Origin of the sequence: Pseudomonas fluorescens, assembly GCF_902497785.1 — a bacterium.
GTDB lineage: Bacteria > Pseudomonadota > Gammaproteobacteria > Pseudomonadales > Pseudomonadaceae > Aquipseudomonas > Aquipseudomonas fluorescens_BO.
The window spans coordinates 124,419-149,562 of the sequence record NZ_CABVHK010000016.1 but is presented as its reverse complement, the minus strand read 5'-3'; the positions used below and the strand labels follow the sequence as shown (position 1 = coordinate 149,562).

The following is a 25,144-nucleotide window of genomic DNA, read 5'->3' as shown; positions in this document are numbered from 1 at the left end:
GGTTAACCCAGTAAATCCTGCAGGGTAGCCAGGTTGTCAGCCTCGTCGACGGTCTTGTCCTGCCGCCACCGCAACATGCGCGGAAACCGCACCGCAATCCCGCTCTTGTGCCGTTTGGACAGGGCGATCCCCTCAAAGCCCAACTCAAACACCAGGCTCGGTTTCACGCTGCTGACCGGGCCGAACTTCTCCACCGTGGTCTTGCGCACGATGCTGTCGACCTGGCGCATTTCGGCGTCCGTGAGCCCTGAATACGCCTTGGCGAACGGCACCAGCGCGCGCTCGCTGGCGTCGGACGGGCCATCCCATACGGCGAAGGTGTAGTCGCTGTAGAGACTGGCCCTGCGCCCGTGGCCGCGTTGCGCGTAGATCAACACCGCATCGACGCTGAACGGGTCGACTTTCCATTTCCACCAGACGCCCATGTCCTTGGTGCGGCCGACGCCATACAGGGCATCGCGGGCCTTGAGCATCATGCCTTCGACACCGAGGCTGCGGGACGCTTCGCGTTGGCGGGCGAGGTCGAACCAGTCATTGCCGGTCAGCACCGGGGAGGGCAGTAACACCGGGTTGTTGCACTGCGCGATGACCTGCTCCAGTTGGCTCCGGCGTTTGGCTTGAGGCTGGCTGCGCCAGTCTTCGCCGTTCCATTCCAGCAAGTCGTAGGCAAGGACCACCACGGGCACGTCATCGAGGATTTTCTTGCCCAGGGTTTTGCGGCCGATGCGCTGCTGCAGCAGGGCGAACGGTTGCACCGAGGGTGCCAATGGTGCCGAAGGATCGAAGGCGTCTGCGGTGTCCGGTTGTGCGGTTTTCCACACGACAATTTCCCCGTCGATCACTGTGCCGTCGGGCAGGCCGTGGACCAGGCTGTCGAATTCAGGAAAGCGCTCGGTGACCAGTTCTTCACCGCGCGACCAGACCCACAATCGACCGTCGCGCTTGACTACCTGGGCGCGGATGCCGTCCCACTTCCATTCCACTTGCCAGTCACTGGCCGGCCCGAGTAAGGCTTCGAACTGTTCGACCGGTTGCGACAGCGCATGGGCGAGAAAAAACGGATACGGCTGACCGCCGCGCTGGGCGTGTTCATCGGACGATTCAGCGGCGATCAGCTTCAAGTAACTGGCGGCGCTCGGCCGGTTGGACAAGTCGGTATAACCCACCAGGCGCTGGGCCACGCGTTTGCTGTCGAGCTGGGCCATCGCCGCCAGAGCGCGGGTCACCAGCAATTTTGAAACGCCGACGCGGAAACTGCCGGTGATCAGTTTGATGCACAGCATCAGGCTGTGGCGGTCCAGTTGCGCCCAGAGTTCGGGCAGTTTTTCGGCAAGCACTTGCGGGGATTCACCGCGCAAGGGCAAGAGTTTGTCCTCGATCCACACCGCCAATCCGTCCTCAGACGTGTGCGGTGCTTCGGGCAGCACCAGCGAAATGGTTTCTGCCATGTCGCCGACCGCCTGATAGCTTTCTTCGAACAACCACGGCGACAGCCCGGAAACCGCCACGGCGAGTTCACGCAGGACACGCACGGGCACCAACTGACGAGGGCGCCCGCCGGACAAAAAGTACACCGCCCACGCGGCGTCTGCGGGCGCAGCTTTTGCGAAATAGACTTTCATCGCCGCCAGTTTGGCGTTGCTCGACGTCGTGGCATCGAGCTCGGCATACAACTCGGCGAAGGCTTTCATGGCAACACCTCGGCGCTTGCAGGTTCGACGGCTGCGATGTCTTCCTCATCATCGCCGTACTCGGTGCTGAAGCCTTGAGCGTCCAGACCTTGTTCGCGCAAATGGCGCACCAGCACCGCAATTGAGCCGTGGGTGACCATGACGCGCTCGGCGCCGGTCTGTTCGATAGCCCAGAGCAAGCCCGGCCAGTCGGCATGGTCGGACAGCACAAAGCCGCGATCCACACCACGCCGGCGCCGCGTGCCGCGCAAGCGCATCCAGCCGCTGGCGAAACCGTCGCTGTAGTCGCCGAAACGGCGCATCCACGTGCTGCCGCCTGCCGAAGGCGGGGCCAGGACTAAAGCCTTGCGCATCAGCGGGTCGCTTTTTTTGATGTCGCCGGCGTAGATCGTGGGCGGTATGCGAATGCCACCTTCGCGGTATACCCGATTCAACGGCTCGACGGCGCCGTGCACCAGAATCGGGCCGAGGCTGGCGTCGATGCCGTGGAGAATCCGCTGCGCCTTGCCGAAGGAATAGCAGAACAACACGCTGGCTTTGTCGTCGGCGGCATTGGCCTGCCACCACTCATTGATCTCGGCAAAAATCTGCGCCTGGGGTTGCCAGCGATAGATTGGCAGGCCGAAGGTCGATTCGGTGATGAAGGTGTGGCAGCGCACCGGTTCGAAGGGCGCGCAGGTGCCGTCGGGTTCGATCTTGTAATCCCCCGAGGCGACCCAGACTTCACCGCCGTATTCCAGACGCACCTGGGCGGAGCCGAGCACATGGCCGGCGGGGTGGAAGCTCAGGGTGACGCCGTGGTGCAACAGCCGTTCGCCGTACGCCAGGGTTTGCAGGTTGATGTCCTGGCCCAGTCGCGCGCGCAGAATGCCTTCGCCGGGCGCGGCCGCCAGATAATGCTGGTTGCCGCCGCGGGCATGGTCGCCGTGGGCGTGGGTGATGACCGAACGCTCGACCGGCCGCCACGGGTCGATATAGAAATCCCCGGCCGGGCAGTACAAACCTTCGGGACGCGCGATAACAAGGTCCATGTCGTTACCAAAATGGAGGGATTTGTTAGCTATGAGGTGGGCGCGAGGTCGGAAGTTCTATCAATTTTGCGCAAAAGGATCGCAGCCTTCGGCAGCTCCTACGGATAAACGCGAATCCACCGTAGGAGCTGCCGAAGGCTGCGATCTTTTGATCTTATTTCCCGGGTGTCAGGGTCAACCGCTTGCTGCCGTACACCTTGTCAAAATTCTGCGGCTGCATCGGCAAGCTCATGTATTGCCCCTTGAGCCACGGATCGACGCTGTCGAGGTAATTCGGGCTGGCCGGGTTGCCGGACTGGCCGGTGCCGTTCTGGCCCATCAGCGGTTCGGCCTGGCCGAAGTCGACAATAAAGCGCATGGCGGGCGCCAGCGTCGTGTTGAAGTCCTGACCCCAGGCGAACGCCGCAGTGTTCAACGTGGTGTGATCGCCACCCGCCGCGAGTGGCCCGCGCACGGTCTGGCCGCTGGCATTCTTCCACTCATAGCGGTGCAATTTTCCCCACTGCCAGGCTTTATGGTCGCCGCCCAACTGACTGTCGCCCGCGGAAATGGCCGCCGCGAGGCTGCGGGCGAGAATTACCGGTTTGTCTTCTTTCTGCGGCGTGCGCGCGTCATCCCAGAACGGGCTGTCTTCACGGCCCAGCAGGTGATCGGCCTGCGCCGCGTAGGACAACTTGCCGTTGGCGATAAAGGCTTTCCACGCCGGGCTGCTTTCCGGGCCCAGTTCGTCAAGGAAGATCTGCCGGGTGCTTTGTTGCAGGAACAACTCGTAAATCGCTGCGTCGGCGGAAGTCGCCGCAAGTTTGCCGTCGAACGCGATCAGGCGGCCCAAGGCCTCGCGAGCCTTGTCGCGATCAGCGACTGGCAACGCATCGATTGCCTGCTTGAGCGGCTGGGCCATGCCCGGCGCGGCAAACATTTTCTTCAGTTTGGCCGCGAAGGTAGTGGTCTGATCGTATTGCATGGCGATCAGGCTGCGGGTGTCGTGTTTGCCGACACCGGCCAGTTCGGCCAGGCGTTCGCCTCGTTCCGGCGCCGACCAGGAGTTGGACAGTTGCATGCCGTAGCCATGGGGAATGACCCGCTGGTTGGCGGTGCCCAGCCAGCCTTGCGCCGGGTCCTGATCGTACGGGTGCAGCATCGGGTCGGCGTAACCGTCCCAGTCGTAGCGACCTTCCCAACCTGGCGACGGCAGCAGGCCTTCGCCTTCGCGGCGGTTCGGGTAACGGCCGGTGACTTGCCAGCCGATGTTACTGGCGTCGGCGAACACCAGGTTCAGAGTGATCGCGCGGATCTCCCGGCTGGCGTCCGACGCTTTCTCGACGGTCCTTGCCCGTGACAGGTCGAAAAACGCATCGAGTGATTTGTCGTCAGTGAAATTCGGCGTCTGCAACGCCAGGCCCAAACCGTTGGCCAGCGCGGTGCCTTGGGCGCTGTTGAGCAACGGTCCGTGGCGGGTTTCGTACACCGCTTCGCGAATCGAGCGCTGGCCTTTGACGAAATAGGTTTCGTTGCGAACGATCACCGGCTGCCATTTGCCGCCGACCTCATAGGAAAGTCCGTTGCCCTGGCGTTTGATTTTCTCCAGGAACAGGTCCTGGTTATCGCCCATGACCGACGTCATGCTCCACGCCACTTTGCCGTTGAAACCGCCAAGCACCATGGGCAACCCGGCGATGGTCACGCCGGAGGCCTGATATTTCGGCGCGCGGATCTGCACGTAACTGAACAGCGACGGCACACCCAGCGGGCCGTGGCTATCGCTGGCCAGCAGGCTCTTGCCGCTGCGGCTGCGTTGCGCGCCCATCGCCCAATTGTTCGATGACGTGGCGCCCAGCAGATTCAGATCGGACAGTTGGCCAGTGGCCTTGCTGATTTCGGCAAGCCCTGCGACGGCGCCATTGAGCTTGATGCCGTGCAGTTTTTCCGCTTCGGCCACCGGCAGTTTTTCGTCGGGGGCGGAGGGTGTCAGCCACGGGAGTTTGTCGGTGGTTACCGACTGGGCCAGCACCAGCGAGGAAATCTCCTCGGGCAGGTTGGCCGACTGGCTGAAGTTCAACAGGCAGAAAATCAGCGCCGAATCTTCCGGTTTCCAGTACTCGGGCTTGTAGCCAGTGGCGGCGAGGTCAGCCGGGAGTTTGTCGCGGTAGCGGAACAGGTAGGCGTTGACGCCGCGGGCGTAGACTTCGAAGAAGCGTTTGAGGCGCGGCGACGAAGCCTTGTACAGCTCGCCGGCGCTTTTCTTCAGGTTGACGGCGCGCATGTAGCGGTCTGCGTCCAGCAGGTCCGAACCGGACATCTCCGACAAACGGCCTTGGGCCAACAGGCGCAAAGTGACCATTTGCGTGATGCGGTCGCTGGCGTGTACGTAACCGAGGGCGAACAGGGCGTCGTGGAAGCTGTTGCTTTCGATCAGCGGCATGCCCATGCCATTGCGGCGCACTGAAACGTTCTGCGCCAGGCCTTTGAGCGGCTGCACGCCGACGGTGGGCGGGAGGGTGTCCTGGGTGTTCCAGGTCTGACAACCGGTCAGGCCCAAAACACCGGCCACTGCTGCGGCAACGCCGAACCGGGGAAGAAAATGTGTAAGGGCTGGCGAGGCCATGGCAAAGCTCCTGCGGGGGTAAAGGCGCAATAAAGGCGCTACGTTAGAGAGCAGGAGGAGGGCGCGCAAGCGGGGTATGGGGTTATTTCAGGATTTGTCTGCCGAACGCGAAAAATCGCAGGCTTCGCCAGCTCCTACAGGGGATGTAGGAGCTGGCGAAGCCTGCGATCTTTTGACTGTGGGTTTGATGGCTTGCCTGCAAGAGAAGGTAATGCTGAAGTGCAGAAAAATCCAATGACCTTGCATGAGAAAAGTCGGCATGGAGCTCAAGACCAACGCGGCGCTGATCATCATCGATCAACAGAAAGGCATCCTGGAACCCAGGCTCGGCCGGCGAAATAATCCTCAGGCCGAAATGCGCATGCTGTCGTTGCTGGCGCATTGGCGCGATACCGGGCGACCTGTGATTCATGTGCCGCACTTGTCGCGCTCGGCGGATTCGGTGTTCTGGCCGGAACAATCGGGCGTGGAGTTTCAAGAACGGTTTCAGCCACTGGCCGGCGAGCAGTTGATTCAGAAACAGGTGCCGGATGCGTTCTGTGGGACGGGGCTGGAGGCGGGTTTGCGTGGGGCGGGGATCGATCAGCTGGTCATCGTGGGCGTAGCGACTCACAACTCGGTGGAGTCCACGGCGCGAACGGCCGGGAATCTGGGGTTTGAGGCGTGGGTGGTGGAGGATGCGTGCTTTACCTTCGACAAGGCTGATTACTTTGGGAATGCGCACTCGGCCGAAGAGGTGCATGCGATGTCGCTGGGGAATCTGCAGGGGGAATATGCGACGGTCGTGAGCACCGTGCAGATCCTGACTTAAAGGTGACTTCGAAGGCCTCTTCGCGAGCAGGCTCGCTCCCACAGGGAAACGCGGTGCAAATGTGGGAGTGAGCTTGCTCGCGATGGCTATTCAACAGGCGAAGCGTTTTTTCGCCCGAAGCATCAAGCGCCGTGGCACTTCTTGAATTTCTTGCCGTTGCCACACGGGCAAGGGTCGTTGCGGCCGACGTCTTTCAGGGCGTTGCGCACCGGTTCCTGGTGCGCGTGGCCGCAGTTCGGGCCGTGGACATGGCCATGGTCGTGATCATGGTGGTCGTGATGGTCATGATCGTGGTTGCAGTCAGGGCCATGGACGTGAGGTTGCTGGGTCATCGGGTGTGCTCCGGAATTAAATCGGCGGGGATTATCACGCCATTACGCGCCAGGTGCACGTAGTGCGCGATGAATAAACCGGTTTCCAGCTCACCTTCCAGACGATAGGGGACGGGTTGATCGGGTTTTTTCAGCAATTTCACCAAGTCCCGCACCTTGGGCCACAGGTTGGTGCGGATCGGCACTTTGAAGTACGCGCTGTGTCTGGGGCTGACCGTGAACCAGTGTTCGTGCTCGCCTTCGGTCAGCAGTATGTCGCCGACGTGAATGCGGTATTCGATGCCGCGCACGGTCAGGTCACTGTCGTTGGGGTTGTCGACGCGAAAGTACAGCAGGAAGCGTTGCTGCATCAGTTTGGCCTGGACGACTTCGACCTTGACCAGATGCACTTGCGGTTCGGCTGCGTCGCCGTTGAACCAGGACGCACAGCCGCCGAGCCCGAGGAACAGGAGCAGGGTGAGCAGGTGCAGTGCGAGCCGACGGGTGATCATGGTGAAGTTTCTCCCTTGAGCACCAGTCTAGCCCCAAAAGATCGTCCGACCGCGGCCCGAGCCTTCGGCAGCTCCTACAGGTGTACGCCATTCCAATGTAGGAGCTGCCGCAGGCTACGATCTTTTACGTCACCTCACGCGCCGAAATACCCCGCGCAACACTTCTTGAACTTCTGCCCGCTGGCGCACGGGCAGGCATCGTTGCGTCCGGCCTTGAGTGACACGGTCGGGTCGATGAAATACCAGTGGCCGGCGTTCTGCACAAAGGAGGAACGCTCGCGGTGACTGTGCTCACCGCTGCCGTCGTGCCAACGCGCGGTGAAAGTCACGAAAGCGTGTTCCGGTTGACCGCCGAAAACCTCGGAGCTTTCCACCTCAAGGCCTAGCCAGGTGCTCTGCGCGCTCCAGTCGCTGATGGACTGCCGATTCAGGCCCGCCTGTTGCGCGGGCAGAGTGGTCGCAACCAGATAATCGATCAGGCCCAACACGTAGGCGCTGTAGCGCGAGCGCATCAGCGCCTCGGCACAGGGCGCCGGGTGTCCGGCATGGTAATGGCCGCAGCAGGCATCGAGCAGGGTGCCGCTGCCGCAGGGGCAAATGGATGTACTCATTGCGTTACCACCAATATTTCCCGAAATTTTCCGGATTGGCCCAAAACCGCGAGTTGAGCCAGTCGGGGACTTGTTTGTAGTCAAGCAGGTCGTAGGTAAACAGTGTCAGTACCTGATCGTCGCGCTGAAAGCGTTCGCTGGCTTGCAGGGCCAGGGAGAAAAAGTCGGTCTCCTGCCAGCCGCTGGCCGGCAGGTCCGCCAGCACCGCAATGCGACTGGCATTGAGGTTGCGAATCCCGCCGAGCAAATTCAGACCGTCACGTTTGGGCAAATGTTCGAGGCAGTCGACCACCAGCGCCAGATCGAACCTTTGCGCCGCCAGCTCGGCAGGCAACGGCCCGGGCGCCGCATAGGCTACGCAGGTGTCGGGGTGTGCCAGCCTGAACGCTTCAAGCGCGGGAAACTCACTGGCGCCGATCAGCAACAGGCGCGGCGGGGCATATCGATCCAGCAAAGCGGCCAGTGCCTGCTGGGGCGTGCGCGAAGAAATACCTGCAATCATCGAAGATCCTCAATCAGAGCGCCAAGACTAGCCTGCTCCAAGGCCCAGATATAGAGCGGCTTAGCGGCAAAAGTGCCGATCCCCCGTGAACACGGGACGAAAACAGCAATGGCCTATTGCTGGCGGAGATTAAAACTCGGGTCTTTACTCCCTGAATCGGTTCTAAGCCGATCCTTCAGGAGAAAACTAGATGAGCATAGTCCGGACAGCATTACCCTTGGTTCTGCTAACCAGTGTGTTGACTGGTTGCGCAGGTTTGCAGAAAACCGACTGGCCGACCTGTGCGGCGGTCGGTGGTGTCGTGGGTGCGGGTCTCGGTGCAACCGAGAGTGCGGCATGGGCGGGGTATGGCGCGCTGCTGGTTGGCGGTACGGCCGCTGCCTATTGCTGGGTTCACGGTGATGGTGACGAAGACGGCGATGGCGTGCCGGACAGCCGCGACAAGTGCCCGGGTACGCCTAGAGGCGTGCAGGTCGATGCCGATGGTTGCCCGCCACCTGTCCCAGCGCCAGTGGTTGAAGAGGCGGTAGTGGTCAAGGAAGAAACCATTGTGATCCGCGATGTTCACTTCCAGTTCGACAAAGCCACACTGACCCCTTCCGACAAAGATGTCCTCAACACCATCGCCACGCGCCTGAAACAGGAGGCTGCCACCGCTCAGTTGACTGTGACCGGTCACACCGACAGCGTGGGCAGCGATGCCTACAACAAAAAACTGTCTGATCGCCGGGCACACTCGGTGGTTGAGTACCTGATTTCCCAAGGCGTACCGCGCAGCAGCTTCGTGTCTGTGGCCGGTGCCGGTGAGAGCCAGCCGGTGGCCGATAACTCAACCGCGGACGGCCGCGCGTCGAACCGTCGCACGGAAATCAAAATCAACCGTTGAGCCCCTTGCATCCGCGGCTTGTGCAGTCGCGGATGCACGTCTTTACTCCTGTGTGACCGGCATCGGCCGGTAACACAGGAGCTTTCACCATGAGTGTTCTCTCAAGGACCGTCTTGCCGGTTCTGCTGTTTGGCAGTCTGTTGACCGGTTGCGCGACTCACAGCGATGGCACCGCCCCCCTCAATCAACGTACCTGGCCGGTCTGCAGCGTGATCGGCGGGCTGGTTGGCGGTGGCTTGGGCGCGCTGCAGAGTGGCGGCTGGGCGGCTGGCGGAGCGGCGCTCGGTATCCTGACCGGCGGCTTGATCTGTTATGCCCAGGACGGCGACGAAGACGACGATGGCGTGTTCGACCGACGTGATCGCTGCCCCGACACACCCGCCAATACCCCGGTCGAACATCACGGATGTCCGCTGCCGCAGTACCCGGCCAGTGTGAAACCGGCTGAACCTGCGCAACCGGAAGTCATCACCCTGAGCGATGCGAACGACGTTTTGTTCGCGTTCAACCAGTCCGACCTGACGCCATCGGCGCAAAGTGAGCTGGATACGTTCGTGCCCAAATTGCAAGGCGCGGATGTGACGAGCATCAAAGTGATCGGTCATACCGATAGCGTGGGTTCGGATGCCTACAACCAGAAGCTCTCGGAACGACGCGCCAGCAGCGTGGCGGCTTATCTGCTGGGCATGGGCCTGGCACCTGACAAACTGACCAGTGAAGGTCGCGGTGAACGTGAGCCGGTGGCGGATAACGAAACGGACGAAGGACGCGCGAAAAACCGTCGCGTGGAATTGCACATCAATCGCTGAACCGCGCGATAGAGCCGTCGGGCAACGATAGGCGTTGCACCGACGGCCATTCGACGGCCTTCATGAAGAATTTTCCGTTGCCCTCTGGCTTATCCCGCGTGGAAGCCGTTACTGTGCGCGCAAAGAATAATTCGCAACGGGGGAGCGTATGAAGGTGATCTGGGGGCTGGGGAAGCTGTTGACCCTGCTGTTCTGGCTGGTGGTAGCGGTCAATCTGCTGATCCCGTTTGTTCATCCGCTGCACCTGTTAGTCAACGCGGCCGGCGCTGCGCTGGCAGTCCTTCACGTGCTCGAGGCGCTGTTGTGTTTTCGCAGCCTCAGAGGGCGCGCCCACCCTTGGAGTGATCGCCTGAAGATCATCTTCTTTGGTGTTTTCCACCTGCAAACCATTCCGGCTCCTGCCGTACCGAAGGCTTCCCATGCGTAAACTCTGTCTGCTCGCCGCACTCGTCAGCCCGCTCGCCTGCGCCCAAGTGGTGAGCGTGGAAACCAATTCGCTGATGCGCTTGCCCAACACCACCAGCACCTTGCAGCTGGAACGCCTGGAAGTGGCCGATTACGGCACGCTGCTGATCCCCTCGAACGTGACCGAAGTCAGCGTCGGCGAGCTGCATCTGGGCCGTGATGCGCGGATCGCCATCGTGCCCGGCGAGACGGCGCTGGAGCTGAAGGTCGATCGGGCCGATTTGTCCGAAGGCAGCCAGATTACCGCGCGCGGTGCGCCGGGCACTTATCTGAAGGCGGCACGTTCGGGGCGCAATCTGAATGTGCAGATCAAGGCACTGAATGCGCCGCAGTTGATGGTCGACGCACGCGGTGGCGCCGGGGCGCCGGGTTTTGTCGGTCTCGACGGCGCCAACGGTCAGGCCCCGGGTTGCACCTGGGGCCAGGCCGGTCGCGGAGCCGATGGCAGCAATGGCAGCGACGGCCAACCGGGTGCGCCGGGTGCACTGGTCAGGCTGGCAGTGCCGCAGAGTTATCCGGTGGAGCAGATTCAGGTTCAGGTGGCTGGCGGTGCCGGCGGCCTGGAGGGCCCGGGCGGCAAGCCGGGGGCAGGTGGCAAAGCCAAGGGTTGCATCGTTTACAAGGCCGATGGCGGCAAGAGCGGCAAACCGGGCGCTGACGGTCAGCCAGGGGCAGCGGGTGCGGCGGGGTCGGTGACGGTGCAGCGGTTGTAAAAACCACCGAGAACGCCTGTGGTGATGGTGCTTGGGGGGAACTGTGGTGAGGGGATTTATCCCCGTTGGGCTGCGAAGCGGCCCCAATCCTATCCGCAGTACCAGACTTTTACGACTGCTTCGCAGCCGAACGGGGATAAATCCCCTCGCCACAAAGCTCCCTCGCCACAGTTGATTTGTTTGCCTTAGAACATCGGTCGGGCCGAGGCGATTGCTACTAATACCAACCCGACAAGCAGATTTATCCCCACCAATTTGCGAATCTTCCCCAGCACCGCAGCCCCCGTCGGCCAATCCTGCGCCTCTACCGCCGTGCGCAATTCCGGCAACAGCAACGCCTGAATCCTGATGAACAGCGCCGTCATCACCACATACAACCCCATCATCACCTGCACGTAACGCGGCGCCGTTTCGAAACCGGTGTATTGCAGATGGATCATGCCGACCCCGCTGATCGGCAACAGCACCACCGCGACCCAGACCCAGCGAAAGAAACCTTGAAACACTTCCACCCACAGCTTCAATCGGGCGGGACCTTCCAATGCCTTCATTGCAGCAGGGCGCAAAACCATCCACGCGAAAAACATGCCGCCGACCCAGACCAGGGCGGACAGCACATGCAGGGTGTAAACGATGCCAAAAGGTGTCATTGAGGTACTCCGTTCTGCGCGGGATTAATTAGCGGGGTATGATAGCCGCCGAACCGAACCACTGAAAATTTATCCAGCGTTTTTAGCGCCCGACAATCCATGATCAGCACAGAACTCAAAACCACGATCCAGGGCGCCTACTCGCGTTTTCTCGAAGCCAAGAGCCTCAAGCCGCGGTACGGCCAACGCCTGATGATCGCTGAAATTGCCAAGGTCCTCGGTGACATCGACACCGACGACGAAGGCCGGCGCAGTGGCGACCCCGCGATTGTCGCGGTGGAAGCCGGCACCGGTACCGGCAAAACCGTGGCTTACAGCCTGGCGGCGATCCCGACCGCGAAAGCCGCCGGCAAACGCCTGGTGATCGCCACGGCCACCGTGGCGCTGCAAGAGCAGATCGTCTACAAGGATCTGCCCGACCTGATGCGCAACAGCGGGCTCAATTTCAGTTTCGCCTTGGCCAAGGGCCGCGGGCGCTACATGTGCCTGTCCAAGCTCGACATGCTGCTGCAGGAAGGTCATGCGCAAACCGCCACGGCGCAGCTGTTCGAAGAAGAAGGCTTCAAGATCGAGGTCGATGAGGCCAGTCAAAAGCTGTTCACCAGCATGATCGAGAAGCTTGCCGGCAATAAATGGGACGGCGACCGCGACAGCTGGTCCACCGCCCTGGAAGACGCCGACTGGGCGCGCCTGACCACCGATCACAGCCAGTGCACCAACCGTCATTGTCCGAACTTCGGCCAGTGCGCCTTCTACAAGGCTCGCGAAGGCATGGGCAAGGTCGATGTGATCGTCACCAACCACGACATGGTGCTGGCTGACCTGGCCCTCGGCGGTGGCGCGGTGCTGCCGGACCCGCGCGACACCATCTACGTATTCGACGAAGGCCACCACCTGCCGGACAAGGCCATCGGCCACTTCGCCCACTACACGCGCCTGCGCTCCACAGCCGACTGGCTGGAAGCCACCGCCAAGAATCTCACCAAATTACTCGCCCAGCACCCGCTGCCGGGGGATCTGGGCAAGTTGCTCGAGCAGGTGCCGGAACTGGCCCGCGAGATCAAGACCCAGCAGCAATTCATGTTCACTGCCTGTGAGCAGGTCGCTGATTTCAAACCCGGCGAAGACGTCGAAGGCCGCGAGCGGCCGCGTCACCGCTTCGTCGGCGGGGTGATTCCCGAGCACATGCGCGAAATGGGCATCGAGCTGAAGAAAGCCTTTGCCCGTCTCACCGACCTGTTCACCCGGCTCACCGAACTGCTCAAGGAAGGCATGGACGGCGAGGTCAACATCGGCATCGCCAGCAACCAGGCCGAAGAGTGGTATCCACTGTTCGGCAGCCTGTTGTCGCGTTCTTCGGGCAATTGGGAATTGTGGGTCGCGTTCACCGCTGAAGACCCGGAAGACAATCCGCCGATGGCGCGCTGGCTGACCTTGGCGGAAAGCGGTTCGCTGTTCGACATCGAGGTCAACGCCAGCCCGATCCTCGCGGCGGAAATGCTCCGGCGCAACCTGTGGAACGTGGCGTACGGCGCGCTGGTGACTTCCGCGACGCTGACCGCACTCGGCACTTTCGACCGCTTCCGCATGCGCGCCGGTCTGCCGAAAAAAGCCGTGACCGCCGTGGTCCCAAGCCCCTTCCATCACGCCGATGCTGGTGTGCTGCGAGTGCCGGACCTGAAAGCCGACCCTCGGGACGCGCCGGCCCACACTGCCGCGATCATTCGGGATCTGCCGCAATTGGTCGAAGGTTCACGCGGCACTCTGGTTTTGTTCTCATCGCGCAAGCAGATGCAGGACGTGTTCGACGGCCTCGACCGCGATTGGCGCAAGCAGGTGTTCATTCAGGGCAACCTGTCGAAACAGGAAACCCTGAACAAGCACAAGGCGCGGGTCGATGGCGGGGATTCCAGCGTGCTGTTTGGCCTGGCGAGTTTTGCCGAAGGCGTCGACCTGCCCGGCGCGTACTGCGAGCATGTGGTGATTGCGAAGATCCCGTTCTCGGTGCCCGACGATCCGGTTGAAGCTGCATTGGCCGAGTGGATCGAGGCGCGGGGCGGTAATCCATTCATGGAAATCTCGGTGCCGGACGCCTCGCTGAAGCTGGTTCAGGCCTGCGGTCGCCTGCTGCGAACCGAAGAGGACCGAGGCACCATCACCTTGCTCGACCGGCGTCTGGTTACCCAGCGTTACGGCAAAGCCATCCTCAATGCGCTACCGCCATTTCGTCGCGAAATTTCCTGATACACCGGTGGGCCGTTTTGCCCACCGCGCTGTCTATCCTTTCAGCTATTGCATTTCCACTGGCCTTTGAAGGTCGTTAGGGAGAACCACGTTCCTATGATTCGCCGTTCGTTGCCCGCTGTTTTTGCCCTGATGTTCGCAACGCCTCTACTGGCGGCCCCTGCCGGCCAGCAGACGCTGTTCAACTTTGTGCGCCCCGCCGACGTGGTCCAGGTGGCGACTCAGGACGCCAGCCTGCCGCAGTCCAACGCGGAGCAAACGGCCGAAGGTGAAGTGTTGCGCCGGGTGACGTTCAACCCGGTGGCGCAACCGACCCTGCGCCTGACCCCGCAAACCGGTGCCTGGGACTGGTCGCAGTCGGGCGTGATGAGCCTGCGCATCCAGAGCGCGATGAACTGGGCCGTGACCCTGTACGTGAAAATCCAGAGCAACGATGGCAAGACGCTGACCAGTCGCGTCGACCTGCCGGCCGGTCCTGCGCAGACCTTGCTGGTGCCGCTGCAACCGAGTTCGCCGCTGAGCCTGGGCATGAAAGCCGGGCCGCCAATGCCGATGACCGTTGATGGCCAACGCATCCTGCTGGCCAGCAGCGCCGGTGAACTGGATCGCAGCCAGGTGGTGTCGGTGACTTTGTCGATGGATCAACCGAAAGTGGCCCAGAGCATTCTGCTTGAGCGCTTCGGCGTGCAGGACGGCGATACGGTCACTCAAACCGTTTACGGCGCATTGGTGGACGCTTACGGTCAATCGACCCGAAGCAAATGGCCGGAAAAGGTCAGCAGCGATGAGCAATTAAAAAGCGCCGCGACCAAGGAACAACAACAAACCAAAACCTGGCTGGCCGAGCGCGAGAAGTCATCGCTGGACAAGTTTGGTGGCTGGAACAAAGGCCCGGCGTTCAAGGCCAGCGGTTTTTTCCGCACCGAGAAACGTGATGGTCGCTGGTATCTGGTGACGCCAGAAGGCCATCCGTTCTATTCACTGGGGGTCAGCACCGTCACGCCGGACGTCAACCAGACGTACATCGCCGGTCGCGAGTGGATGTTCGAATCGCTGCCAAAACCCGATGAGCCGCTGGCCAGCCACTTTGGCGAAGGCGACAACCGGGGGGGCAATGGCGTTGATCAGGGCCGGGGCTACAACGCCGGTCGCTGGTATGACTTTTATGGCGCGAACTTGCAGCGTCTGTATGGCGCTCCTTGTGGCGTGGGCAGCGAGACCAAGGCCGGTGTCGCCGAAGCGGCCAAGGCGGGCGCGGAGCAAGCCCCGGTCCCGGAGGCGGTTGAGCAGAAACCCGCCGAGCCTTGCACCGCGGTGGTTGATCAACAGCGCTGGGCGAGCCACACCCTGGATCGTCTGCAAGCCTGGGGTTTCAACACGGTCGGCAACTGGAGCGCCCCGGCGCTGGCTAACGCTGATCGCGTGCCTTACACCTTGCCGCTGTCGATTGTCGGCGATTACGCCAGCATCAGCACCGGCACCGACTGGTGGGGTGGCATGCCTGACCCGTTCGACCCGCGTTTCGCCATGGCCACCGAGCGTGCCGTGGCCATCGCCGCCCGTGATCACCGCGACGATCCGTGGCTGATCGGCTACTTCGCCGATAACGAATTGGCCTGGGCCGGCCCCGGCGATGATCCGAAAGCCCGTTACGCGCTGGCCTACGGCACGTTGAAGATGACCACCGACGTGCCGGCCAAACGCGCGTTCCTCAAGCAGCTGCGAGACAAATACCGCAACCAGGCGGGCCTGTCCAAAGCCTGGGGCATCGACCTGCCAGCCTGGGAATTGATGGAAGACCCGGGCTTCGTGCCACCGCTGCCGAGCGCCGAACACCCGGAAATCGAGGCCGACTTCAAATACTTCCAGAAAGTGTTTGCCGACACATACTTCAAAACCATTTCCGACTCGCTCAAGTGGCATGCGCCGAATCAGCTGTTGCTGGGCGGTCGCTTCGCTATCAGCACCCCGGAAGCCGTGGAATCGTGCGCCCAGTATTGCGACGTGTTGAGTTTCAACATGTACACGCTGCAACCGCAGGATGGCTACGACTTCGCCAGGCTGCGCAGCCTCGACAAACCGGTGCTGATCAGCGAATTCAACTTCGGCTCGGCCGATCGCGGCCCGTTCTGGGGCGGCGTGACACAACTCGCGAAAGAAGAAGACCGGGGACCGGCGTACGCCAACTTCCTCAAACAGGCGCTCAGCGAGCCGTCGATTGTGGGTGTGCACTGGTTCCAGTACCTCGATCAACCGGTGACCGGACGTCTGCTGGATGGGGAGAACGGGCATTTCGGGTTGGTAGGCATTACCGATCTGCCGTTTCAAGGCTTTGTCGACAGTGTGCGCAAGAGCAACCTGGCGACCGTCGATCAGTTGAGCAAAGAAGCCGAGAAGGCCAAGGCTGAAGGGGAAAAAGCCAGTCACGATGCCCAGGGTGGCAGGAAGGCCGACGGCGGCAAAGGTGCGGGGCAGGGCGCTGGAAGCTCGGGTGGGCATTCCGGGAAAGGTCACTAGGCGCTGAGTCCGCGTCATCGTTCATCGCTGGCAAGCCAGCTCCCACAGGTTATCGGTTATCCGCCAATCAAGAAGGCAGCCCCGATCCTGTGGGAGCGGGCTTGCCCGCGATGACGGCCTGACAGGCAATATAAAACTCTAATCACCATGGTCGATTCGACCGCCCAGCCCAACCCTGTTCCCAAAACCATCAATGGCTGGAACAATGCCGGCCACTTTGTAAAACGTTTATCCGAGGAAACAGCGGGTGCAGATTCAGGGTCATTACGAGCTCAAGTTCGAAGCGGTGCGTGAGGCATTCGCTGCGTTGTTCGACGATTCCCAGGAACGTGGCGCAGCGTTGTGCATTCAGATCGGCGGCGAAACCGTGGTCGACCTCTGGTCCGGCACCGCCGACAAGGACGGTCTTGAGCCGTGGCACAGCGACACTATCGCCAACCTGTTTTCCTGCACCAAAACCTTCACCGCCGTCACCGCCCTGCAACTGGTCGCCGAAGGCAAGCTGCAACTGGACGCCCCGGTTGCCCGCTACTGGCCTGAATTCGCTGCCGCCGGCAAAGAGACCGTGACCCTGCGTCAGTTGCTCTGCCATCAGGCCGGTCTGCCGGCGCTGCGAGAGTTGCTAGCCCCGGAAGCGCTCTACGACTGGCACACCATGGTCGACGCACTGGCGGCGGAGTCGCCGTGGTGGACCCCGGGGACCGGTCACGGCTATGCCGCGATTACCTATGGCTGGCTGGTCGGCGAGTTGCTGCGGCGTGCTGACGGGCGTGGGCCCGGCGAGTCGATCGTCGCTCGTGTTGCCAAACCGTTGGGCCTGGATTTCCATGTCGGGCTCGCGGATGAAGAATTCCATCGCGTGGCGCACATCGCCCGTGGCAAGGGCAACGCCGGCGATGCTGCGGCCCAGCGCCTGCTGCAAGTGACGATGCGCGAACCGACGGCCATGACCACGCGCGCGTTCACCAATCCGCCGTCGGTCCTGACCAGCACCAACAAACCCGAGTGGCGGCGCATGCAACAACCGGCGGCCAACGGCCACGGCAACGCCCGCAGCCTGGCCGGGTTCTACGCCGGTCTGCTCGACGGCAGCTTGCTGGAAGGCGAACTGCTCGACGAGCTGACCCGCGAACACAGCCTCGGCGAAGACAAGACTTTACTGACCCGGACCCGTTTCGGCCTGGGTTGCATGCTCGATCAACCGGACGTTCCCAACGCCACCTACGGCCTCGGCTCACGGGCGTTCGGCCATCCGGGCGCCGGCGGTTCCATCGGTTTTGCTGACCCGGAACACGATGTCGCCTTCGGTTTTGTGACAAATACCCTGGGGCCTTACGTCTTGATGGATCCGCGCGCGCAAAAGCTTGCGCGGGTACTGGCCACTTGTCTGTAAAACGCGCTCAAGGGTTCCAGGGCCGGAACCCAAAGGCCTTTATGTTTTCCAAGCGTCTGTTTATCCGGTCCCGCCGGCCTGATTTTTTATGACTTCATTTTGTGGATATCCAATGTCATTCAATAAAACCACCCTCGCTTTGGCCCTGTGTGTCGCTGTCACCGGTTGTGCACAGAACCCACAAAATGATTCTGATGGCAGCAGCTGGTGGCCTTTCGGTTCTTCCGACAAAGTTGCGGTTAAAGCACCAGCACCAGCACCAGCATCGGCGCCAGCTCCAGCTCCAGCTCCAGCTCCTGTGAAACCGGTCGCGGCCGCTCCGGTTGCCAAGGCCGAAAGCTCCAACCCTTGGTACTGGCCATTCGGTTCCGAAGAGGTTCCGGACAAAAAACCAGAGGTAAAACCTGAAGCCAAACCGGTTGAAGTGGCCAAGGCCGAGACCGACACGGGTGCCAAATGGTGGTGGCCGTTCGGCGGCAAAGAGTCGCCCGCCGCCAAAGTCGTGCCGATGCCTGATCCGAAAGTTACCCAAGCCTGGCTCGACGATTACGAGCCGCGCCTGCGCACGGCGATCAAGGACAGCAACCTGCAACTCGAGCGCCGTGAAAACGTGTTGGTCGTCACCGCGCCGGTAGAAGGCTCGTTCAACCCTGATCGCCCGGCCATGTTGTTGCCGGTGACCCTGGGTCCGTTCACTCGCGTGGCGAAAATCCTCGAACTCGATCCGAAGACCGCGGTGCTGGTACTCGGCCACAGCGATACCTCGGGCGCCGCACCGGCCAACGTCAAACTGAGTCAGGAACGCGCACAAGCGGTGGCGGCGATCTTCCGCCTCAGCGGTCTGCAGCGTGATCGCCTGATGCTGCGCGGCATGGGCAGTGAAGCCCCGCGTGCGGCCAACGACAGTGTGGAAGGCCGTGCCTTGAACCGTCGCGTCGAATTGCTGGTGACCCCGCAAAACACCATGATTGCGCTGCTGAGCAAGTACAACATGCCCGCTCCGGCGCCGGTGAGACTGGTCGCGGCCCAGGACGTCAAGCCAGTGGCCACGCCGGTTACCCCGGCACCGGCGGCGAAGAAAGCTGCCGTGCCTGCCACGAAAAAAGCCCCGGCCAAGAAGGCCGCTGCCAAGGCTCCAGCCAAGAAAGCACCGGCCAAAACCGCGACGCCGGCCAAGAAGACCGCGCCGGCCAAAGCCGCGACCGCTGACAAGAAAGTCGTTGCCGCCGATGCTGTGAAAAAGTGATTCGTTAACCAAAAGGAATGCGCCATGACCCAGGGCCTGGCTGATATGCGTCGCGATTACACCCGAGATGGCCTGACCGAGGCGCAAGCCCCGGTCGAGCCGTTCGCGCTGTTTCATCAGTGGTTCGCCGACGCGGTGAAAACCGAGCAGGCACCGGTGGAGGCAAACGCCATGACCCTGGCCACCGTCGACAAGGACGGTCGGCCGCATTGCCGCATTCTGCTGCTCAAGGGCCTGGACACGCAGGGCTTCACGTTCTTCACCAACTACGACAGCGCCAAGGGCCAGCACCTGGCCGCGAATCCGTTCGCGGCCATGACGTTTTTCTGGCCGGCCCTGGAGCGCCAGGTACGCATCGAAGGTCGGGTGGTGAAGGTTACGCCGCAGGAGTCCGATGCCTATTTCCAGGTGCGGCCGCTGGGCAGTCGTCTCGGTGCCTGGGCTTCACCGCAAAGCCGCGTGATCGCCGATCGCGCTGAACTGGAAGCGCTGCTCAAGAACACCGAGCAACGTTTCAGCGACACACAGCCCCATTGCCCCGAGCATTGGGGCGGATATCGTCTGCTACCTGAGCGCATCGAGTTCTGGCAGGGCCGTTCGAGCCGCCTGCACGATCGCCTCAACTACCGTTCCCAGGGCACCGACTGGATTCTTGAACGTCTGGCACCCTAGGCAGTCTACCGACCGGGATAGCCTGCCGCAGCGGCCTCGAGCCACTGCGGCAGGTCCCGACGCTTGATCTTCTGTGCCTGAGCGTTCGCCAGTTGCTGGAGCATAAAGACTTTTTTATGCTCGTCGTTACCTGCCAGGGCTAACGCCAGATCGCGGTCCATCCAGCGTTTGATCCGAACGTACAACCACCCATGGAAGTACAGGCCGGCGACAGTGGTGACGACAATGATGAAGTAATCCATGACAATCCTTGGGCCAGCGGCGCAGTTGCTGCGAATGGCCGCCAGTGCGTGTTGAGTTCGTGGAGGCGCCTGTACCTGGCCTGAATCAAATCATTTTTATCCGGGCGACGTCGTGACAGGCGTCAAGCTGCGGAGTTTAATGGCTACCTGTCCTTTGGAGTTGATGCTATGCGTAAGTCTGTTCTGTTGGTTGCTTCTTTTTCCACGATGGCGATGTTGCTCACCGGCTGCCAATCGAGCCTGACCGGTGACTCCTATTCCCGTGACGAAGCGCGTCGAGTGCAGACCGTTCGCATGGGCACCATCGAATCCCTGCGTCCGGTGAAAATCGAAGGCACCAAAACCCCGATCGGCGGCGCTGCCGGTGCAGTCGTCGGCGGTGTCGGCGGTAGTGCCATCGGCGGAGGTCGTGGCAGCATCGTCGCCGCGGTGATCGGCGCTGTGGCCGGTGGTCTGCTCGGTTCGGCAACCGAAGAAGGCCTGACCCGTGCTCAGGGCGTTGAAATCACCGTTCGCGAAGACGACGGCAGCATGCGCGCCTACGTGCAGCAGGTTCAGGAGAATGAAGTATTCCGTGTGGGTGAGCGGGTGCGGATTGCTACTGTGGATGGTACTAGCCGCGTTTCGCACTAAGCCCAAGCGGGTGAAAAGAAACCCCGATCAGCGTCAGCTGGTCGGGGTTTTTTTGCAGGGGGGTTCGGGTCGACGACATATCCGTTACTTCGTTGATACGCGCCGTACGCATCCCCTGTTGGAGCTGGCTTGCCTGCGATGGACTTGAACAATAACGCGCCCTGTCTGAATGAGTGCGTTGCAATGACGTTTTTCGCGAGCAAGCTCGCTCCTACAGAGGGATGATTTTCATACGTTAGTCGACAACCCTCTTTAAAGGGTTGTGCGACGTTAACGAACGAGGCGGGTGGTGGCTGTAGGACGCGTCTCTAATAGCGCCAGGAGTTGTTTCTGTTGATCAGGATGGCAGCGCAGCGCTCTTGCGACTCGCCGCCGCCGTCACCGCATACCCGATCAGCGCCGCCAATATCGAACCGGTCAAGATCCCCATCCGGTCCATTCCGGCGTATTCACTGGCGCCCGGTACAAACGCCAGCGAACCGACAAACAGGCTCATGGTGAAACCAATCCCGCAGAGAATTGCCACACCCAGCACCTGGCCCCAGTTAGCGCCTTGGGGCAGGGCGGCGATGCCAATTTTTACTGCCAGCCAAGTGAGGCCGAACACACCGATGGTTTTGCCCAGCAGCAAGCCGACCGCGATGCCCATCGGCACGTGATGGGTGAAGCTTTCCACGGTGACGCCGCTCAGGGACAGGCCGGCGTTGGCGAAGGCGAACAGCGGCAGGATGCCGTAGGCCACCCACGGGTGCAGAGCATGTTCCAGCGTCAGCAGCGGCGAAGGTTCGGCGTTTTTCGTGCGCAGCGGGATGCAGAAGGCCAGGGTCACGCCCGCCAGCGTCGCGTGGACACCGCTTTTGAGTACGCATACCCACAGGATCAACCCGATGATCATGTAAGGCCCGAGCTTGACCACCCCAAGCCGGTTCATTGCGATCAGCGCGATGATGCAGGTTGCCGCGAACGCCAGGGACAAGGTCGAGAGGGTGCCGGAATAGAAGATGGCGATGACGATGATGGCGCCGAGGTCGTCGATGATCGCCAGGGTCATCAGGAACAGCTTCAGCGAGACCGGCACGCGTTTGCCCAGCAGGGCGAGCACGCCGAGGGCGAAGGCGATGTCGGTGGCCATCGGAATGGCCCAGCCAGCCAGGGCGGCCGGGTTATCGCGATTGAGAAACCAGTAGAACAATGCCGGCACGACCATGCCGCCAATGGCGGCTGCGCCCGGCAGGACGATCTGCGAGGGTTTCGAGAGCTGGCCATCAAGGACTTCACGTTTCACTTCGAGGCCGATCAGCAGGAAAAACAGCGCCATCAGGCCGTCGTTGATCCACAACAGCGCAGGTTTGGCGATCTGCAACGCACCGATCTGGGCAACGACTGGCGTGTCCAGAAAACTGCTGTAGATCCACGACAGCGGGGAATTGTTGATGACCAGGGCCAGGGCTGCCGCGGCGATCAATAGCAGACCGCTGGCAGCTTCCAACTGAAAGAAACGCGTGAAAGTGCTACGCAGAGGCAAGGTCGCTCTCCATCGAATAATCAAAAAGGTGGCACACCCTAACCCGTACCGTTAGTTGTTAAAACAAAAGTTATATTCTTTTTTGTTATATGCCGTTACAACGCAAAGGGTGGGCACGGAGCAGAGCCTAGCAGTTGCCGGACCTATTGAAGCTCAGCTGTATCTATGCGGGATGTAGGATCTTTCCTAAGCTTGAGGGCTGAGCCTTGCGACAAGGCCGTCTCAACGAGAAAACCACCATGAGCGACCACCGACAGTGGGCCCGGGAAGCCATCCGGATCATCGAAGCCGATTTCCAGCGCAGCGCCGACACCCACCTGATCCCGTTGCCGCTGCCGGGTTTTCCGGGCATCGAGCTGTATTTCAAGGATGAGTCGAGCCACCCGACCGGCAGCCTGAAACATCGCCTGGCGCGCTCGTTGTTTCTCTACGCGTTATGTAACGGCTGGCTCAAACCCGGTGCGCCGGTGATTGAGGCGTCCAGTGGGTCGACAGCGATTTCCGAGGCGTATTTCGCCCGATTGCTGGGCCTGCCGTTTATTGCGGTGATGCCGGCGACCACGTCCAGGGAGAAAATTGCGCAGATCGCTTTCTATGGGGGCAACAGCCATCTGGTCGACGATCCGACGCAAATCTACGCCGAATCCGAACGCCTGGCGCGCGAACATGACGGGCACTTCATCGATCAGTTCACCTACGCCGAACGCGCCACCGACTGGCGGGCGAACAACAACATTGCCGAATCGATCTTCCATCAGATGCGTTTCGAACAGCATCCGGAACCGAGCTGGCTGATTTCCAGCCCCGGCACCGGCGGCACCACCGCGACCCTCGGGCGTTACGTGCGTTATCGCCAGCATTGCACCCGGGTGCTGTGCGCCGATGCCGAGCGTTCGGTGTTTTTCGATTACTACCTGACCGGCGATGCCAGCCTGCGCCTGGATCACGGCTCGCGGATCGAAGGCATTGGTCGGCCCCGGGTCGAAGCGTCGTTCCTGCCGAAGGTGATCGACGCGATGGTCAAAGTGCCGGACGCGCTGTCACTGGCGGCGATGCATTACCTGGCGCAACACTTGGGACGTCGGGTCGGTGGATCGAGTGGGACCAACCTGATCGGCGCGCTGATGGCGGCACAGCAGATGGCGGCAGCGGGGGAGTCGGGGTCGATCGTGGCGATTCTGTGCGACGGTGGCGAGCGCTATGAAACCAGTTATTACGATCAGGCCTGGCTCAAGGCTCAAGGGTATGAGTTGAAGGGGTTGATGGATGTGGTGGCGGCGAGTGTCGAGCGCGGGGAGCCGCTGCCGGCCACGGTGCTGCGCGCCAATATCTGAGGAAAGCAAAAGATCGCAGCCTTCGGCAGCTCCTACAGAGGAATGCAGTCTCATGTAGGAGCTGCCGAAGGCTGCGATCGTTTTGTTGTGAAACCCTTAAGCGTTCAGGCCGAGGATGTCGCGCGCTACGGCTTCTGCGATCCGAATCCCGTCCACACCCGCCGACAGAATCCCGCCCGCATAACCTGCGCCTTCACCCGCGGGGAACAAGCCCTTCACGTTCAGGCTCTGCATCGACTCGTTACGGGTGATCCGCAGCGGCGAAGAGGTGCGCGTTTCGATCCCGGTCAACACTGCGTCATGCAGCGAGTAACCGCGAATCTGCTTCTCGAACGCCGGCAAGGCTTCACGAATCGCTTCGATGGCGAATGCCGGCAATGCCAGAGCCAAATCACCCAGTGCAACGCCGGGTTTGTAGGACGGTTCAACACTGCCCAGCTCGGTGGACGGCTTGCCGGCAATGAAATCGCCCACTAGCTGCGCCGGTGCTTCGTAGTTGCTGCCGCCGAGCACAAAGGCGTGAGATTCCAGGCGTTCCTGTAATTCGATACCGGCCAGCGGGCCGCCCGGGTAATCGACCTCCGGGGTGATGCCGACGACGATCCCGGAGTTGGCGTTGCGCTCGTTACGCGAATATTGGCTCATGCCATTGGTGACCACGCGGCCCGGTTCGGACGTCGCCGCGACCACCGTGCCGCCCGGGCACATGCAGAAGCTGTAGACCGAGCGGCCGTTCTTGGCGTGGTGCACCAGTTTGTAGTCGGCAGCCCCGAGTTTCGGGTGCCCGGCGTATTTGCCCAGGCGTGCGCGGTCGATCAGCGACTGCGGGTGCTCGATGCGGAAACCCACCGAGAACGGCTTGGCTTCCATGAACACGCCACGGCCGTGGAGCATGCGGAAGGTGTCGCGGGCGCTGTGGCCGAGGGCCAGAATCACGTGTTTCGAATGGATTCGCTCACCGCCGTTGAGCTCGACGCCGACCAGTTGGCCGTCCTCGATCAGCACGTCGGTGACACGCTGCTGGAAGCGCACTTCACCGCCCATGGCGCGAATCTGCTCGCGCATGTTTTCCACCACGCCGGTCAGACGGAACGTACCGATGTGCGGTTTGCTGACGTAGAGGATTTCTTCCGGCGCGCCGGCTTTGACGAACTCGTGCAGCACTTTGCGGCCGATGAATTTCGGGTCTTTGATCTGGCTGTAGAGCTTGCCGTCGGAGAACGTCCCGGCGCCGCCTTCACCGAATTGCACGTTGGACTCGGGGTTGAGCACGCTTTTGCGCCACAGGCCCCAAGTGTCTTTGGTGCGCTGGCGCACTTCGGTGCCGCGTTCGAGGATGATCGGCTTGAAGCCCATTTGCGCGAGCAGCAGCCCGGCGAAAATCCCGCAGGGTCCGAAGCCTACAACGACGGGTCGTTGCTCCAGGTCGGCCGGCGCCTGGCCGACCACTTTGTAGCTGACGTCCGGCGCCACGTGGACGTTGCGGTCATCGGCGAACTTGAGCAGCAACGCTGCCTCATCCTTCGCGGTGAGGTCGATGGTGTAGATGAAGCACAGTTCGGAGGACTTTTTGCGCGCATCGTAGCTGCGCTTGAACAAGGTGAAATCGAGCAGGTCATCACTGGCGATGCCCAGGCGCTGCACGATGGCAGGGCGCAGGTCTTCTTCGGGATGGTCGATCGGCAGCTTGAGTTCAGTGATTCGTAACATGACGGGATCCGGTTCGCGGGGCGCACAACTG

The 25,144-nt window shown here is 61.6% G+C and carries 23 protein-coding genes; 12 read left to right on the top strand and 11 right to left on the bottom strand.

The annotated features are described in order from the left end of the window. Positions 1-2 precede the first annotated feature (2 nt). The 3 genes from F8N62_RS23285 to F8N62_RS23275 form a co-directional block, all read right to left on the bottom strand. Positions 3-1,691: an ATP-dependent DNA ligase gene (locus tag F8N62_RS23285; RefSeq protein ID WP_150712881.1), complete on the bottom strand. Its 1,689-nt coding sequence runs from the start codon at positions 1,689-1,691 to the stop codon at positions 3-5. Next, a complete protein-coding gene (locus tag F8N62_RS23280; RefSeq protein ID WP_150712880.1) occupies positions 1,688-2,722 on the bottom strand; it encodes a ligase-associated DNA damage response exonuclease in 1,035 nt (344 codons plus the stop codon). The genes F8N62_RS23285 and F8N62_RS23280 overlap by 4 nt, the downstream gene beginning before the upstream one ends. A gap of 154 nt (positions 2,723-2,876) precedes the next feature. Beyond that, positions 2,877-5,327 carry a penicillin acylase family protein gene (locus tag F8N62_RS23275; protein ID WP_150712879.1) on the bottom strand — a complete coding sequence of 817 codons (2,451 nt, stop codon included), beginning with the start codon at positions 5,325-5,327 and terminating at the stop codon, positions 2,877-2,879. 259 nt (positions 5,328-5,586) lie between these two features. Between F8N62_RS23275 and F8N62_RS23270 the strand changes: the two genes are divergently transcribed. After that, positions 5,587-6,138 carry a cysteine hydrolase family protein gene (locus F8N62_RS23270; RefSeq protein WP_150712902.1) on the top strand — a complete coding sequence of 184 codons (552 nt, stop codon included), beginning with the start codon at positions 5,587-5,589 and terminating at the stop codon, positions 6,136-6,138. A gap of 122 nt (positions 6,139-6,260) precedes the next feature. Here the strand turns inward: F8N62_RS23270 and F8N62_RS23265 are convergent, their stop codons facing one another. The 4 genes from F8N62_RS23265 to F8N62_RS23250 form a co-directional block, all read right to left on the bottom strand. Then, positions 6,261-6,470 (bottom strand): SEC-C metal-binding domain-containing protein, encoded by a 210-nt coding sequence (locus F8N62_RS23265; protein ID WP_007906737.1) that lies wholly within the window; start codon positions 6,468-6,470, stop codon positions 6,261-6,263. Beyond that, positions 6,467-6,961: an LEA type 2 family protein gene (locus F8N62_RS23260; protein ID WP_150712878.1), complete on the bottom strand. Its 495-nt coding sequence runs from the start codon at positions 6,959-6,961 to the stop codon at positions 6,467-6,469. Before F8N62_RS23260 ends, F8N62_RS23265 begins: the two co-directional genes overlap by 4 nt. Positions 6,962-7,095: 134 nt before the next feature. Continuing rightward, positions 7,096-7,572, bottom strand: a complete 477-nt coding sequence (locus F8N62_RS23255; protein ID WP_150712877.1) for a YchJ family protein — start codon at positions 7,570-7,572, stop codon at positions 7,096-7,098. A 4-nt stretch (positions 7,573-7,576) separates the two neighbouring features. After that, positions 7,577-8,074, bottom strand: a complete 498-nt coding sequence (locus tag F8N62_RS23250; protein ID WP_150712876.1) for a DUF6231 family protein — start codon at positions 8,072-8,074, stop codon at positions 7,577-7,579. Positions 8,075-8,264: 190 nt separating this feature from the next. On the opposite strand from F8N62_RS23250, the gene F8N62_RS23245 reads away from it, so the two are divergent. From F8N62_RS23245 to F8N62_RS23230, 4 genes are all read left to right on the top strand, one after another. After that, positions 8,265-8,960: an OmpA family protein gene (locus F8N62_RS23245; protein WP_150712875.1), complete on the top strand. Its 696-nt coding sequence runs from the start codon at positions 8,265-8,267 to the stop codon at positions 8,958-8,960. 89 nt (positions 8,961-9,049) lie between these two features. After that, complete coding sequence (locus F8N62_RS23240; RefSeq protein ID WP_150712874.1) at positions 9,050-9,769, top strand: OmpA family protein; 720 nt, start codon at positions 9,050-9,052, stop codon at positions 9,767-9,769. 148 nt (positions 9,770-9,917) lie between these two features. Further along, positions 9,918-10,196 (top strand): DUF1145 domain-containing protein, encoded by a 279-nt coding sequence (locus F8N62_RS23235; RefSeq protein WP_150712873.1) that lies wholly within the window; start codon positions 9,918-9,920, stop codon positions 10,194-10,196. Further along, complete coding sequence (locus F8N62_RS23230) at positions 10,189-10,947, top strand: collagen-like protein (RefSeq protein WP_150712872.1); 759 nt, start codon at positions 10,189-10,191, stop codon at positions 10,945-10,947. Before F8N62_RS23235 ends, F8N62_RS23230 begins: the two co-directional genes overlap by 8 nt. A 185-nt stretch (positions 10,948-11,132) precedes the next feature. On the opposite strand, the gene F8N62_RS23225 is transcribed toward F8N62_RS23230, so the two are convergent. After that, positions 11,133-11,597: a CopD family protein gene (locus F8N62_RS23225; RefSeq protein ID WP_150712871.1), complete on the bottom strand. Its 465-nt coding sequence runs from the start codon at positions 11,595-11,597 to the stop codon at positions 11,133-11,135. A gap of 99 nt (positions 11,598-11,696) precedes the next feature. On the opposite strand from F8N62_RS23225, the gene dinG reads away from it, so the two are divergent. The 5 genes from dinG to pdxH all read left to right on the top strand — a co-directional run bounded on the left by dinG (position 11,697) and on the right by pdxH (position 19,669). Then, on the top strand, positions 11,697-13,841 hold the full coding sequence (dinG, locus tag F8N62_RS23220; RefSeq protein WP_150712870.1) for an ATP-dependent DNA helicase DinG: 2,145 nt from the start codon (positions 11,697-11,699) through the stop codon (positions 13,839-13,841). Between the two features lie 96 nt (positions 13,842-13,937). Beyond that, positions 13,938-16,358, top strand: a complete 2,421-nt coding sequence (locus F8N62_RS23215; protein ID WP_150712869.1) for a beta-galactosidase — start codon at positions 13,938-13,940, stop codon at positions 16,356-16,358. Positions 16,359-16,605: 247 nt separating this feature from the next. Continuing rightward, on the top strand, positions 16,606-17,751 hold the full coding sequence (locus F8N62_RS23210; RefSeq protein WP_150712868.1) for a serine hydrolase domain-containing protein: 1,146 nt from the start codon (positions 16,606-16,608) through the stop codon (positions 17,749-17,751). A gap of 112 nt (positions 17,752-17,863) precedes the next feature. Next, complete coding sequence (locus tag F8N62_RS23205) at positions 17,864-18,997, top strand: OmpA family protein (RefSeq protein ID WP_150712867.1); 1,134 nt, start codon at positions 17,864-17,866, stop codon at positions 18,995-18,997. A 24-nt stretch (positions 18,998-19,021) separates the two neighbouring features. Continuing rightward, positions 19,022-19,669: a pyridoxamine 5'-phosphate oxidase gene (gene pdxH, locus F8N62_RS23200; protein ID WP_150712866.1), complete on the top strand. Its 648-nt coding sequence runs from the start codon at positions 19,022-19,024 to the stop codon at positions 19,667-19,669. A 5-nt stretch (positions 19,670-19,674) separates the two neighbouring features. On the opposite strand, the gene F8N62_RS23195 is transcribed toward pdxH, so the two are convergent. Continuing rightward, on the bottom strand, positions 19,675-19,911 hold the full coding sequence (locus F8N62_RS23195) for a hypothetical protein (RefSeq protein WP_150712865.1): 237 nt from the start codon (positions 19,909-19,911) through the stop codon (positions 19,675-19,677). Positions 19,912-20,079: 168 nt separating this feature from the next. Between F8N62_RS23195 and F8N62_RS23190 the strand changes: the two genes are divergently transcribed. Then, complete coding sequence (locus F8N62_RS23190; RefSeq protein ID WP_131059267.1) at positions 20,080-20,544, top strand: glycine zipper 2TM domain-containing protein; 465 nt, start codon at positions 20,080-20,082, stop codon at positions 20,542-20,544. Between the two features lie 337 nt (positions 20,545-20,881). Here the strand turns inward: F8N62_RS23190 and nhaA are convergent, their stop codons facing one another. Next, positions 20,882-22,069 carry a Na+/H+ antiporter NhaA gene (gene nhaA / locus F8N62_RS23185; protein ID WP_150712864.1) on the bottom strand — a complete coding sequence of 396 codons (1,188 nt, stop codon included), beginning with the start codon at positions 22,067-22,069 and terminating at the stop codon, positions 20,882-20,884. Positions 22,070-22,308: 239 nt separating this feature from the next. On the opposite strand from nhaA, the gene F8N62_RS23180 reads away from it, so the two are divergent. Beyond that, a complete protein-coding gene (locus F8N62_RS23180) occupies positions 22,309-23,403 on the top strand; it encodes a PLP-dependent cysteine synthase family protein (protein ID WP_150712863.1) in 1,095 nt (364 codons plus the stop codon). A 96-nt stretch (positions 23,404-23,499) separates the two neighbouring features. Here the strand turns inward: F8N62_RS23180 and F8N62_RS23175 are convergent, their stop codons facing one another. Beyond that, complete coding sequence (locus tag F8N62_RS23175) at positions 23,500-25,113, bottom strand: NAD(P)/FAD-dependent oxidoreductase (protein ID WP_150712862.1); 1,614 nt, start codon at positions 25,111-25,113, stop codon at positions 23,500-23,502. Positions 25,114-25,144: the final 31 nt, after the last annotated feature.

Bases quoted from the DNA above. Each gene is read 5' to 3' on its own strand.
- F8N62_RS23180 (WP_150712863.1), top strand. From the start codon at position 22,309: ATGAGCGACCACCGACAGTGGGCCCGGGAAGCCATCCGGATCATCGAA.
- F8N62_RS23205 (WP_150712867.1), top strand. From the start codon at position 17,864: ATGTCATTCAATAAAACCACCCTCGCTTTGGCCCTGTGTGTCGCTGTC.
- F8N62_RS23235 (WP_150712873.1), top strand. From the start codon at position 9,918: ATGAAGGTGATCTGGGGGCTGGGGAAGCTGTTGACCCTGCTGTTCTGG.
- F8N62_RS23230 (WP_150712872.1), top strand. From the start codon at position 10,189: ATGCGTAAACTCTGTCTGCTCGCCGCACTCGTCAGCCCGCTCGCCTGC.
- F8N62_RS23265 (WP_007906737.1), bottom strand. From the start codon at position 6,470: ATGACCCAGCAACCTCACGTCCATGGCCCTGACTGCAACCACGATCAT.
- F8N62_RS23260 (WP_150712878.1), bottom strand. From the start codon at position 6,961: ATGATCACCCGTCGGCTCGCACTGCACCTGCTCACCCTGCTCCTGTTC.
- F8N62_RS23285 (WP_150712881.1), bottom strand. From the start codon at position 1,691: ATGAAAGCCTTCGCCGAGTTGTATGCCGAGCTCGATGCCACGACGTCG.
- F8N62_RS23245 (WP_150712875.1), top strand. From the start codon at position 8,265: ATGAGCATAGTCCGGACAGCATTACCCTTGGTTCTGCTAACCAGTGTG.
- F8N62_RS23225 (WP_150712871.1), bottom strand. From the start codon at position 11,597: ATGACACCTTTTGGCATCGTTTACACCCTGCATGTGCTGTCCGCCCTG.
- F8N62_RS23270 (WP_150712902.1), top strand. From the start codon at position 5,587: ATGGAGCTCAAGACCAACGCGGCGCTGATCATCATCGATCAACAGAAA.
- F8N62_RS23195 (WP_150712865.1), bottom strand. From the start codon at position 19,911: ATGGATTACTTCATCATTGTCGTCACCACTGTCGCCGGCCTGTACTTC.
- F8N62_RS23175 (WP_150712862.1), bottom strand. From the start codon at position 25,113: ATGTTACGAATCACTGAACTCAAGCTGCCGATCGACCATCCCGAAGAA.
- F8N62_RS23190 (WP_131059267.1), top strand. From the start codon at position 20,080: ATGCGTAAGTCTGTTCTGTTGGTTGCTTCTTTTTCCACGATGGCGATG.
- F8N62_RS23275 (WP_150712879.1), bottom strand. From the start codon at position 5,327: ATGGCCTCGCCAGCCCTTACACATTTTCTTCCCCGGTTCGGCGTTGCC.
- F8N62_RS23250 (WP_150712876.1), bottom strand. From the start codon at position 8,074: ATGATTGCAGGTATTTCTTCGCGCACGCCCCAGCAGGCACTGGCCGCT.
- F8N62_RS23255 (WP_150712877.1), bottom strand. From the start codon at position 7,572: ATGAGTACATCCATTTGCCCCTGCGGCAGCGGCACCCTGCTCGATGCC.
- F8N62_RS23280 (WP_150712880.1), bottom strand. From the start codon at position 2,722: ATGGACCTTGTTATCGCGCGTCCCGAAGGTTTGTACTGCCCGGCCGGG.
- F8N62_RS23240 (WP_150712874.1), top strand. From the start codon at position 9,050: ATGAGTGTTCTCTCAAGGACCGTCTTGCCGGTTCTGCTGTTTGGCAGT.
- F8N62_RS23215 (WP_150712869.1), top strand. From the start codon at position 13,938: ATGATTCGCCGTTCGTTGCCCGCTGTTTTTGCCCTGATGTTCGCAACG.
- dinG (WP_150712870.1), top strand. From the start codon at position 11,697: ATGATCAGCACAGAACTCAAAACCACGATCCAGGGCGCCTACTCGCGT.
- pdxH (WP_150712866.1), top strand. From the start codon at position 19,022: ATGACCCAGGGCCTGGCTGATATGCGTCGCGATTACACCCGAGATGGC.